Raw genomic sequence first — 11,721 nt, 5'->3', positions numbered from 1 at the left:
CCGTTGACGATCTGGATCTCCCGGACGTGCTTGGCGCGGCCGAGCAGCTCGAGGGCGAGACGGTCGATCGGGAGCGGGCGGGCCGGGTCGGCGAGCAGCTCGGCGGCCTTGGCGTTGCGGATCAGCGCGGGCGAGCCGCCCGCGGCCGGGTCGCCGTCCAGGACGCCGTCGACGTCGCGGACGTAGGTCAGCGACTCGGCGCCGTAGGCGTCGGCGAGCAGCAGCGCGCCGGAGTCCGTGCGGTGCGGCGGGATCTTGCCGACGGCGGGCGGGAACTCGTGCACACCGAACGGCGGGAAGCCGTTGGTGACCGCGGCGTTCGACGCGGCCAGGTGCACCGGCAGCTGGTGGGCGACGGTGTCGTGGCCCAGGTAGGACACGCCCTGCTCGGCGAGCAGCGCCGCGACCATGTGCCCGTTCTGCTCGGCCTCGCGGCCGGCCAGGGTGGACAGCGCGCCGGTCGGCAGGCCGAGGTCGAGGCCGACGCCCATGGCGTGCCGGGCCCGGATACCGGCACCGGTGCAGATCAGCAGCTTCTGCGCATCGTTCGCCGTGATGGCGGAGCGCAGCTCGTCGACGACCGGGATCAGCACGTCCCGGCCCTTGTCGATGATCGAGCGGCCACCGAGGACGACGACCTTGAGCCGGGGCAGCATCCGGATCACCGGCTGGCGCTGGTCCACGGGCCGGACCTGGTCCCGGTCGAGCAGGGTCTGGCGGGCCAGCGGCGACGGGACGTCCTTGCTGTACGAGGTGCTCATCAGGCCTTCCCTCCGGTGCTTCCGGAAGCGGTGATCACGGTGCCGACGTGCTCGCCGGCGAGAGCGCGGGTCAGGTTCCCGGGCTTGAGACCGTTCACGATCTGCACCGAACGGACGTAGCGGGCGTGGCGCATCAGCTCCAGCACCGGGCGCTCGATCACCAGGTCGGGCAGGTCGCGTTCGATCAGCTCGTCCACGGTGATCTCGGGGATCAGGGTGGCCTTCGGGTCGTTCTTCGGGTTGGCCGTGTACAGGCCGTCCTCGTCCTTGACGAAGATCATGTTCTGGCAGCCGTAGGTCTCGGCGACCAGGTAGCACCCGGCGTCGGTGCGGTAGGGCGGGATGACGCCCTCGTCCGGCAGCGGCTGCCACATGTCGTAGGGCGGCATCCCGGCGAAGATCGCGGCGCGGGCCTCGGACAGGTACAGCGCCAGGGCGTCGAAACCGGCGCCGGCCACGACCGGGACACCGTGCTGGGCCATCAGGTAGCCCAGCATCTGCGCGTTCTGCCCGGCGACGGCCGAGCCGACGGAGCTCAGCACACCGGTGGGCAGGCCGAGCTCGGCGGCGAGGGAGTAGGCGTGCCGCGCCCGGGTGCCGCCGCCGGTGCCGATCAGCAGCTTGTGCGTGCGACGCGCCTCGAGGAGCTCCTCGACGAGCGGGTAGACGGCCTCGCGGCCGCGGTCGATGAAGCTCTGGCCGCCGACCTTGACCACCGACACGTCGGGCAGGATCGGCTTGTCCGGCGTCGCGCCGGTCGCCGCCATCAGCTCCGGGTCGTTCAACGAGCGGGTCATCAGCAACGACTCCAGCTCGGCCGCGCTCGCGGCTCCCGTCATCGGGGTTCCTCTCGGATCGGGTCGGCCGCGCGGGGTCCGCGGCGGCCTGTCGGGGTCGACCGTAGCGAGCCCCGCCTCGCTTGCCGAACCGTGCCGTGACGTGCGCGGACGCCGTCCTGCGGTCGCCGTGGCGCGCGACCGGCCGACGTTGCGTCAGCGGTGCCCGGGAGGAGCCGCATCCGCGTCGACGACCGCCGATCGGGTGATCTCCGGCACACGGTCGGGCGGTGCCGCCCCGTCTCCGGCGTCCCGGAGCCGGAACACGCCGGCGTCCGGGTCGAAGGCCAGCTCCTCGGTGTCGAATGCGCGCCCGATCGCCCCGGAGCCCGCCAGCTCGGCGGGCGACCCGGTGTCGAACGCGCCGTCACCGTCGAGCAGCCACGCGGTGTCGGCGAGGCGCAGTGCCAGCTCCAGGTCGTGGGTGGAGATCAGCACGCACAGGTCCTGCTCGCGGGAGAGCCTGCGCAGCACCCCGAGCAGCGCGACCCGCGCGGAGACGTCGAGGAACGCGCTCGGCTCGTCGAGCAGCAGCAGCGACGGCCGCTGGGCCAGCGCGCGGGCGACGAGCAGGCGTTGCCGCTCGCCGTCGGAGAGCTCCTGCAGCCGCCGCTCGGCGAGCCCGCCCGCGCCGACGGCGTCGATCGCCTCGTCGACGCACGCGTGGTCCTGCGGGCGCAGGGCCCCGGTCGCGCCGGTGTGCGGGTAGCGCCCGAGCGCGACCACGTCGCGCCCGGTGAGCAGACCGCCGTCCGGACGGTCGGTGAGCACCACCCCGACCCGGCGGGCCCGCTCCGGCGCGGCGAGGCCGAGCAGGTCGTCGCCGTCCAGGAGCGCGGCGCCGCGCAACGGCGGCAGCAGCCCGGCGAGGGTGCGCAGCAGCGTCGACTTGCCGGACCCGTTCGGCCCGATCAGCACGGTCAGCTCCCCGCGCGCGGCGTGTGCGCACAGGCCCTCGAGCACCGGGCGGGTCCGCCGGCCGCGGCGGTGCCCGACGGTCAGCCCGTCCAGGACCAGACCGCCGGGCCCGGGTCGCCGCGCTCCCGGTCCGCCGCTCATCCGACCGAGCCCGCTCATCCGACCGACCCCGCGGCGAGACGGCGGCTGCGCAAGAGCACCACGATCACCACCGGTGCCCCGACCAGCGAGGTCACCACGTTGAGCGGCAGCACGGTGCCGGTGCCCGGCGGGTGCCCGACGATCGCGCACCCCAGCCCGACCAGCGCCCCGGTGAGCACCGTGGCCGGGACCAGCACCCGGTGCCGCGACGTCCCGACGGCCAGGCGCGCCAGGTGCGGGACCGCGATGCCGAGGAAGCCGACCGGCCCGCAGAACGCCGTCACGGTCCCGGCCAGCACGGCGGCGACGACCAGCACGCCGCCCCGCACCCGCGCCACGTCGACGCCCATCGTGGCGGCGTAGTCGTCGCCGAGCAGCAGCGCGTCGAGCGGCTTGGCCAGCAGCGCGACGCCGAGCAGCCCGGCCACGACGATCCCGCCCAGCACCGGCAGGTCGGCGAGCGCGACGCCGTCGACACTGCCCAGGCCCCACACCAGGTACTGCTGCGCGGTGCGCGGGTCGGTCCACACCAGCAGCAGGCTCACGACCGAGGTCACCACCGACCCGACCATCACGCCGACGACGAGCAGCGTCACCGTGGACCGGGTCCAGCGCGAGAGCAGCAGCACCAGACCGAGCAGGATCGCCGCACCGAGCGCGGCGGCCCCGACCGATCCCAGCCGGCTCACCCCGCCCTGCGCGGCGCCGAGCCCGCCGGTCGCGAACGCGGCGACCGCGCCGGTCCCGGCCGTCACGTAGAGCGCGACGCCGAGCCCGGCGCCCGCACTGACGCCCAGGACGTAGGGCTCGGCCAGCGGGTTGCGGAACAGGGTCTGGGTGAGCAGCCCGGCCGCGCCCAGACCGGCGCCGACCAGGGCGGCCGCCGCCGCCCGCGGCACCCGCACGTCGCGGACCAGCACGCCGAGACGCGGATCGCCGGCCCCGAGCAACGAGCGCACGGTCTCCGCCGGCGGGATGGTCACCGAACCGAGCGCGACGGCCAGCGCGAACGCCACCGCCACCGCGGCCAGGAGTCCGAGAAGGACGGCAGCCACGGTCCGGCCGGACCGGTCCCCGGCCCCGCCGTCCGCCGGGTCCGGAGGATTGGCTCGGCCATCGTTCCCGCGGCCGCGCGCGGCGCCTCGCAGCGTGCCCGTCACCCGGTCGGGACCCGGCGGTAGTAGACGAACCCGTGCCCGGGCAGCAGCTGCGGGTGCAGGATCGCGACCAGGTCGGCAAGGACCTCGTCGGGGTGTGCGACGCCGCGTTCGTAGATCTGGTTGCCACCGCCGGGCCCGAGCAGCTTGTCCCGGGTCCACACCTGCCCGCCCGGCCCGGCCGCGGCGATCCGGGGCAGGCGCGGGTCGGCGGACGCCACGTCGGCGGTGGTCCGCCACGGGCCGTCGGCCAGCCAGGTCCGGGCGCCGCCGTCCGCGGCGAGCACCGCCTCCAGCGACCGTGGCAGGGTCCCCGCGGCCGAGGTCGACGCGGCGGACCAGCTCGCACCCGCGTCGCGGAACAGGGCCCCCGCCGTCGAGCCGCCGGCCGGGACGTTCCACGTCCCCTGGTACGGCTGGCCGGCCACGATCGGTGTCGGCACCTGACCGCGGGCGCGCGCAGCCAAGTCCGTGTAGCGCCGGGCGATCGCGTCGAACGCGGCCGCGGCCTCGGCGTCGCGACCGGTCAGGGCACCCATCACCTTGATCCACTCGGCCTGGGCGAGCGGCCCGGACTCCAGGTAGTCGGCCCACCCGACGACCGGGATCCCCGCGGCCCGCAGCGCCGGGAACGCCGGGTCGTCGGTGCCCTGGCTCAGCAGCACGCCGGGCGCGGCCGCGATCACCTGCTCGGCGTTCGTGATGCCGCCGGCGGCGAACGTGGTGACCCCGCCGGCGTCGATCCGCGCCCGCACGGCCGGGTCGCTGACCAGCGCCGGGTCGGCGACGCCGGTGAGGCGGTCCAGCGCGCCCAGCTCGGTGACGAACGGCAGCTGCGTGGTGGAGCCGGAGAACACCCCGGCCACCGGGGAGCGCAGGACGCTCGCCCCGGCCAGCGCAGGGGGCAGCGCCGGGTCCGGTGCGTCGCAGGAGAGGAGCACCAGCGACTGCGGCGCCGCACCGGGGTAGGGCTGCCGCACCGTCAGGACCCGGTAGCCGGGGCCCGGCGTGATCGCGACGTTGCGCGCGTACCGGAACTGGGTCGTCGCCGCCGGGGCGGGCACGCACCCGAGCGCCGCCGACGTCGGTGCGGGCGGCGCCGAGCACCCGGCGAGCAACAGCAGGGCGACCACGAGACCGGCCGGACGACATCGCAGGCTCACCTGAGCAGTCTCACATACGTGGATGGCTCACCTGCCGACGAACGCGGCGAGGCCCTCGAGCAGCCGGTCGACGTCGGCGTCGTCGGTGTAGGGGGCGAGGCCGATCCGCAGCGAGCCGGTGTCGCCGAGGCCGAGCCGGCGCGAGGCCTCCAGCGCGTAGAACGAGCTGGCCGGAGCACTGATCCGGCGCTCGGCGAGGAAGCGGTACGCCTCCGCCGGGTCCCGGTCGTCGAACGTGACCAGCAGTGTCGGCGTGCGCCGCGCGGCCCGCGAGCGCACCCGGACGCCGGGCAGCTCCGCCAGCTCCTTCTCGATCCGCTCGCGCAGCGGCTCCTCGTGCGCGTGCACCGCCGCCATCGACGCCCTGATCGCCCCGCGCCGGTCCGCGGCCCCGCCGGGGGCCAGCCCGGCCAGGAAGTCGACGGCCGCGGTCGTCCCGGCGAGGAGCTCGTAGGGCAGCGTGCCCAGCTCGAACCGCTCCGGGACGGCGTCCGAGGACGGCGCCAGCTTGGCCGGGCGCAACGTCTCGAGCAGCTCCGGCGACGCGGCGAGCACACCGCAGTGCGGGCCGAGGAACTTGTACGGCGAGCACGCGTAGAGATCCGCCCCCAGTGCCGCGACGTCGACCGGCGCGTGCGCGGTCAGGTGCACCCCGTCCACCATCACCAGAGCCCCCGCATCGTGGGCGGCCGCCGCGATCCGCTCGATCGGCGGCCGGGTGCCGACCAGGTTCGACGCCCCGGTCACCGCGACCAGCCGGGTCCGACCGGACAGGACCGCGGACACGTCGTCGAGCTCGGTGGTCTCCGGGTCGAAGTCCAGCCACCGCACGGTCACCCCGGCCGCCTCGGCGGCGAGCACCCAGGGGCGGATGTTCGCGTCGTGGTCCAAGCGGGTCACGACGATCTCGTCGCCCGGCGACCACGTCGCGGCCAGCGTCCGGGCCAGGTCGAACGTCACCGCGGTCATGCTGCGCCCGAACACGACCCCCCGCGGGTCCGCGCCGAGCAGGTCGGCCATGGCCGCCCGGGCGCCGAGCACGATCGCGTCGGCGGCGCGTTCCCCGGGGGTGACCGCGCCGCGGTTGGCCAGCGGCGAGGTCATCGTGGCGGCGACCGCGCCGGCCACCGCGTCCGGGACCTGGGACCCGCCGGGCCCGTCGAAGTGCGCGATCCCGGCCCGCAGCGCGGGGAACCGGCTCCGCACGGCGGCGACGTCGTAGCTCATGGAACTGCTCCTACTCTTTCCCACCCGGTCGGGTGGCGCGTCGAGCCTCGCATCGACAACGGGTGTGTGCGACCCGCCTGCGACTCACCCGGGTTACCGAAACGTGACCCCAAGTTGACCACCCGGTGTCACGACTTTGTGATCATGGCTCACATGTCTCGTTCCTGGGAGCGGTCGCGAGGACGGCACCGCCCCCGGCGGCGAGTCGGCCTGCGGACACTGCACCGTCGCACACTGGCCAAGCTCCTGGCCGTCGGTGTGATCGTGGCGGCACTGGCGGCCGGCGGTGCGACGGCGTTCGCGTCGGACTCGGTGCGGAACGCGATCGCGGGCAACCTCGTCGGCGCCGACCGGGGCCCGGGCGACGACGCCGGTCGCGGGGCGGGCGAGATCCGGCAGCCCGCCGTCGCGCCGGTGCTCACCACCATGCCGCCCGCCGGCGCCACCGGGACCGGGCCGCGCGACGCCGTCGGCACCACCGTGACCGGCGGGCAGCTGCGCGACGTCGCGCTGCGCAACGCCGACGGCGAGGCCGTACAGGGGGCACTCGCCCCGGACGGGCGCACCTGGACGGCGACCGAACCGCTGGGCTACGGCTCCACCTACCGCTGGAGCGGCTCCTGGGTCCGCGACGACGGCACCGTCACGCCGCTGACCGGGCAGTTCGGCACCCTCGACCCGGCCCGCACGGCGCGAGCGACGATGAACATCGGCGACGGCGCGACCGTCGGCGTCGGCGCCCCGGTGATCATCACGTTCGACCGGACGCTGACCGACAAGGCCAAGGCCGACGTCGAGCGGGCGCTGAGCGTGCGCACGTCGAGGAAGGTCGAGGGCGCCTGGGCCTGGCTGCCCGACACCGCCGACGGCTCGCGCGTGCACTACCGGCCGCGGACCTACTGGCCCGCGCACACGACCGTCACCGTGGACGCCCCGCTCTACGGCATGGACCTGGGCGCTGCGGGCTATGCGGCCAAGGACCTGAGCAGCACGTTCACCGTGGGGCGCAGCCAGATCGTCAAGGCCGACGCGCAGAGCCACCAGCTCGTGGTGGTGCGCGACGGGAAGACCGTGCAGACCTTCGACGCCTCCTACGGCAAGGAGTCCGACCCGCGCCGGGTCACCCGCAGCGGCACCCACGTCGTCATGGGCAAGTCGCAGAAGGTGCTGATGACCAACCGCGACTACGGCTACGTCGACCTACCCCAGTACTGGGCCGTGCGGATCTCCAACAACGGCGAGTTCATCCACGCCAACCCGGCGTCCGCGTCGTCGCAGGGCAACAGCAACGTCACCCACGGCTGCGTGAACCTCTCCACCGCCGACGCGCGCTCCTACTTCGGCAGCGCGGTCTTCGGCGACCCGGTCGAGGTCGTCGGCACCACCCAGGAGCTCACCGCCGCCGACGGCGACATCTACGACTGGGCGATCACCTGGGCGGACTGGAAGTCGATGTCGGCACTGGCCCGGGCGAGCTGACCCGTCACCGGATCCGGCGCTCCTGGCCGGACCACGCCTCGTCGCGCAGCACGAACTTCTGGATCTTGCCGGTGGAGGTCTTCGGGAGCTCGGTGAACGTGACGGTCTTGGGCGCCTTGAACCGGGCCAGGCGCGTCCGCACGTGCTCGATGATCTCGGACTCGGTGGCCGACTCCCCGTCGCGCAGGGTCACGTAGGCGGCCGGGACCTCGCCCCAGCGGTCGTCCGGGACCGCGATCACCGCGGCCTCCAGGACCGACGGGTGGTCGGCGATGGCCTGCTCGACCTCCACCGAGGCGATGTTCTCCCCGCCCGAGATGATCACGTCCTTGCTCCGGTCGCGCAGTTCCACGTAGCCGTCCGGGTGCATCACGCCGATGTCGCCGGTGCGGAACCAGCCGTCCGGTGCGGCGTCCCGGGTGGCCTGCTCATCGTCGAGGTAGCCGAGCATGACGTTGTTGCCGCGCAACGCGATCTGCCCGGTCGTCTCGCCGTCGGCGGGGGCGTCGGCACCGTCGTCGGTGATCACCCGGACCGCGCACGCGATCATGTTCCCGACGCCCTGGCGGGCCTTCATCCGGGCCTGGGTCTCCCCGTCGAGCTCGTTCCACTCCGGCTGCCAGTCGCAGATCATGGCCGGGCCGAACGTCTCGGTCAGGCCGTAGAGGTGGGTGACGTCGAAGCCCAGCTCGGCCATCCGGCGCAGGATCGCCGGGCTCGGCGGGGCCCCGCCGGTCGCGACCTTCACGGTCGTCTCCACCGGACCGGCCTCCGGCGCGTAGGCGATCATCGACAGGACGGTCGGGGCACCGTTGAGGTGCGTCACCCCCTGCTCGCGGACCAGCTCCCAGATCCGGGACGGCTCGACCTTCGGCAGGCAGACGTGCGTCGCCGCGGCGGCGGTGACCGCCCACGGGAAGCACCAGCCGTTGCAGTGGAACATCGGCAGCGTCCACAGGTGCACCGACGACGGCGTCAACCCGGTGTGCCCGACCATCGACAACGCCTGCAGGTAGGCGCCCCGGTGGTGGTACATCACGCCCTTGGGCTTCCCGGTCGTGCCGGACGTGTAGTTGATCGAGAGCAGCGACCGCTCGTCGTCCGGGGTGATCGCCAGCGGCTCGGCCCCGGCGATCAGCGCCTCGTAGTCCTCCCCCACCCGGATCACGGTGGGCCGGCCGGGAGGAGCGCCGGCGGAACGAGTACCGGCGCTGTCCATGCGCTTCAGCACGTCCGCGACGAGCTCGTCGAACACGGGGTCGTGCACGAGGACGGCGGAGTTCGAGTGCTCCAGGATGTAGGCCACCTCGCCGGCCGACAGGCGGGTGTTCACCGCGACCAGCGGGACACCGGCCCACGGCACGCCGAACGCCGCCTCCAGCCCGACGTGGGTGTTCGGCACCAGCACCGCGACCGGGCGGCCGCCCGCCAGCGGTGCGAGGCCGCCGGCCAGGCGTCGGCAGCGGTCGTGCAGCTCGGCGTAGGTCAGCCGCAGGTCCCCGTCGACGACGGCGACGCGCTCGCCGTGCGCGGCGGCGGCCCGGTCGAGGAAGGACACCGGGGTCAGCGTCTCGAACGACAGCGACTCCAGGTCGGAGGGCACTCCTGCAGGGCGCACGGCGGAGCTCGGTGCGGCGATGGCGTCGGTCACCTGCGTAGCTTCCCCGCACCGCCTGCGCCACCGCAACGCCGCGCGGGCCGGGTCCCTGGGTGGGAGCCCGGCCCGCGCGGCGGTCCTGCGGTCAGGGGCGGACGACGCTCGAGGTGAAGTAGCCCTTGCCCTCGACGAACTTGTACGCGGTCACCACGGCCACCGGGGACCGGTCGGACGGGTCGGTCACCGTGAACGTCCCCCGGGGGGCCAGCGTCTTCGCGGTGCTTCCGGCCACGCCCGAGATGCGGGCCTGGATCGCGTGCGCGCCAACGTTACGCACGGTGACCGAGTCGATCCGGCCGTCGTGGTCGGAGTCGGTCGCCGTGGTGGCCAGGCGGGGGTTCACCACGCACGACGAGGCGCCGTAGGAGGCGGTCGAGACGGCGTAGTGGCCCTTGCCGTTCTCGAACTTGTACGCGGCGATCGTGACCTTGCCGGCGGGCACCGAGCCCTTGCCGGTGTCGAAGCGGTTGTAGAACGCCTTGCCCGGGGCGATCTTGGACTGCTTGACCTGGCCGTAGGACGTGGTCACCCGGACGTCGATCGGCGCGCTGTCCCGGTTGAGCACGTGGACCGGCAGGATGGCGCGCTCGATGTTCTTGTCGCACTCGGTCTTGGCGCTGGCGTTCGTGTTGACATCGGGCTGAGCCGCGTAGGCGGGAACGGCGACGGCCAGCGACGCACCGGCCGCCACTGCGGCTCCGAGGACGGCGCTGACGAAACGGCTCTTCTTCACGAATTCTCCCCTGCACGATGGCGCACCCGTCGCACGCCGCAACCCGCTCATCGGGGTGGGCCGGTCCGGTGCTAGCCGGATCGGCGCGGTCTCCACAGTTTTGACGATGCCGCGTCACCCGCTCCGCGACCCGGCAGCCGTTCCGGACGTGACCGGCCGTGGGTTACGTTCGCCCGGCAACGATGCGGCGAGAGGTGATTCGACGGTGGCCTGGGATTTCAGTACCGATCCGGAGTTCGACGAGAAGCTCAAGTGGATGCGCGGCTTCGTCCGTGACGAGATCATTCCGCTGGAGACGCTCGACGTCGACCGGCCTACGTTCGCGCGGATCACCGCGCCGCTCAAGGAACGGGTGAAGGAGCAGGGCCTGTGGGCCGCGCACCTGCCCCCGGAGCTCGGCGGCGGCGGGTTCGGGCAGGTCAGCCTCGGGCTGATGCACGAGATCCTGGGCCAGTGCCGCTACGCGCCGGGCATCTTCGGCAACCAGGCGCCGGACTCCGGCAACGCCGAGCTGCTCGCCATCGGGGGCAGCCCGGAGCAGAAGGAACGCTGGATGCACCCGCTGCTGCGCGGCGAAGTGCGCAGCTGCTTCTCGATGACCGAGCCGGGCGCGGGCGCGGACCCGACGCTGCTGACGACCAGCGCCGTGCGGGACGGCGACGACTACGTGATCAACGGCCACAAGTGGTTCTCGTCCAACGCCACGAACTCGGACTTCCTGATCGTGATGGTCGTGACCGACCCGGACGCGGCGCCCTACCAGCGCGCGTCGATGATCGTCGTCCCGACCGACACCCCCGGCGTCGACGTCGTGCGCGACATCCCGGTGATGGACCACCCCGAGGTCGGCGGCGAGCTCTACGGCGGGCACGCCGAGGTGGTCTACCGCGACGTCCGGGTGCCGGTGGAGAACCTGGTCGGCAACCCCGGTGACGGCTTCAAGCTCGCCCAGCAGCGTCTCGGCCCGGGCCGGATCCACCACGCCATGCGCTGGCTGGGCCAGTCCCGGCGCGCGTTCGACATGCTGTGCGAACGGGCCGTGAGCCGCACCGCGAGCGGCTCCCGGCTGGCCGACAAGCAGATGGTCCAGGACTGGGTCGCCACCTCGGCCGCCGAGATGGCCGCGGCGCGGCTGCTCACCCTGCACGCGGCGTGGACGATGGACCAGGTCGGCGCCTCGAACGCCCGGATCGAGATCGGCATGATCAAGTACTGGGGCGCCAAGGTGCTGCACGACGTGATCGACCGCGCGATCCAGGTGCACGGGTCGCTGGGCTTCTCCGGCGACCTGCCGCTCGAGCAGATGTACCGCGCCGCCCGCGCCGCCCGGATCTACGACGGCCCGGACGAGGTGCACAAGGAGTCGGTCGCGCGCCGGCTCCTGCGCGGCTACACCCCGGTCGAGGTGCCCACCGAGCACGTCCCCACCCGCACCGAGGCCGCCCACCGCAAGTTCGCCGAGTACCTGGACCTGTCCACCGCGAACGCCTGAGCCACCGCCGCGTCCGTCTCGGCCGGGTGTCCCGAGGGCCCCCTCGCTCACCTGGGTGTCGCCGGGGGCTCCCTCGCGACCGGAGCCGGTGTCGGTGCGCGCCTCCGGGCCCGCCGGTGGGTGTCCCGAGGGGTCCCTTCGCTCACCCGGTCGTCCC

At 73.9% G+C, this 11,721-nt stretch carries 10 protein-coding genes; 2 read left to right on the top strand and 8 right to left on the bottom strand.

Translation table 11 applies throughout. From position 1 onward, the window contains the following. The 6 genes from I4I78_RS23210 to I4I78_RS23185 all read right to left on the bottom strand — a co-directional run. Positions 1 to 761: molybdenum storage protein subunit alpha (locus I4I78_RS23210; RefSeq protein WP_218613591.1), on the bottom strand; the 761-nt coding region annotated here is incomplete at its 3' end. Beyond that, positions 761 to 1,600 (bottom strand): uridine kinase, encoded by an 840-nt coding sequence (locus I4I78_RS23205; RefSeq protein ID WP_218613590.1) that lies wholly within the window; start codon positions 1,598 to 1,600, stop codon positions 761 to 763. The genes I4I78_RS23210 and I4I78_RS23205, both read right to left, overlap by 1 nt. Positions 1,601 to 1,753: 153 nt before the next feature. Further along, entirely contained in the window at positions 1,754 to 2,674 is a 921-nt protein-coding gene (locus tag I4I78_RS23200; RefSeq protein ID WP_218613589.1) for an ABC transporter ATP-binding protein, read from the bottom strand. After that, positions 2,671 to 3,711 (bottom strand): iron ABC transporter permease, encoded by a 1,041-nt coding sequence (locus I4I78_RS23195; protein ID WP_218613588.1) that lies wholly within the window; start codon positions 3,709 to 3,711, stop codon positions 2,671 to 2,673. The genes I4I78_RS23200 and I4I78_RS23195 overlap by 4 nt, the downstream gene beginning before the upstream one ends. Before the next feature lie 101 nt (positions 3,712 to 3,812). Then, positions 3,813 to 4,976, bottom strand: a complete 1,164-nt coding sequence (locus I4I78_RS23190) for an ABC transporter substrate-binding protein (RefSeq protein ID WP_218613587.1) — start codon at positions 4,974 to 4,976, stop codon at positions 3,813 to 3,815. Positions 4,977 to 5,003: 27 nt separating this feature from the next. Continuing rightward, positions 5,004 to 6,203 carry a cysteine desulfurase-like protein gene (locus I4I78_RS23185; protein ID WP_218613586.1) on the bottom strand — a complete coding sequence of 400 codons (1,200 nt, stop codon included), beginning with the start codon at positions 6,201 to 6,203 and terminating at the stop codon, positions 5,004 to 5,006. 153 nt (positions 6,204 to 6,356) lie between these two features. On the opposite strand from I4I78_RS23185, the gene I4I78_RS23180 reads away from it, so the two are divergent. Further along, positions 6,357 to 7,682 carry an Ig-like domain-containing protein gene (locus I4I78_RS23180; RefSeq protein WP_218613585.1) on the top strand — a complete coding sequence of 442 codons (1,326 nt, stop codon included), beginning with the start codon at positions 6,357 to 6,359 and terminating at the stop codon, positions 7,680 to 7,682. A gap of 4 nt (positions 7,683 to 7,686) precedes the next feature. Here I4I78_RS23180 and I4I78_RS23175 read toward each other — a convergent pair whose 3' ends face one another. Continuing rightward, the gene (locus I4I78_RS23175; RefSeq protein WP_218613592.1) at positions 7,687 to 9,273 is read right to left on the bottom strand and encodes an AMP-binding protein; all 1,587 of its coding nucleotides are present in this window, start codon (positions 9,271 to 9,273) and stop codon (positions 7,687 to 7,689) included. 151 nt (positions 9,274 to 9,424) lie between these two features. Then, positions 9,425 to 10,072 carry a hypothetical protein gene (locus tag I4I78_RS23170; protein ID WP_218613584.1) on the bottom strand — a complete coding sequence of 216 codons (648 nt, stop codon included), beginning with the start codon at positions 10,070 to 10,072 and terminating at the stop codon, positions 9,425 to 9,427. A gap of 205 nt (positions 10,073 to 10,277) precedes the next feature. Between I4I78_RS23170 and I4I78_RS23165 the strand changes: the two genes are divergently transcribed. Next, entirely contained in the window at positions 10,278 to 11,564 is a 1,287-nt protein-coding gene (locus tag I4I78_RS23165) for an acyl-CoA dehydrogenase family protein (protein ID WP_218613583.1), read from the top strand. Positions 11,565 to 11,721 lie beyond the last annotated feature (157 nt).

The organism is Pseudonocardia sp. KRD291 (assembly GCF_019263595.1).
GTDB lineage: Bacteria > Actinomycetota > Actinomycetes > Mycobacteriales > Pseudonocardiaceae > Pseudonocardia.
This window is presented reverse-complemented; position numbering and strand designations above follow the sequence as displayed.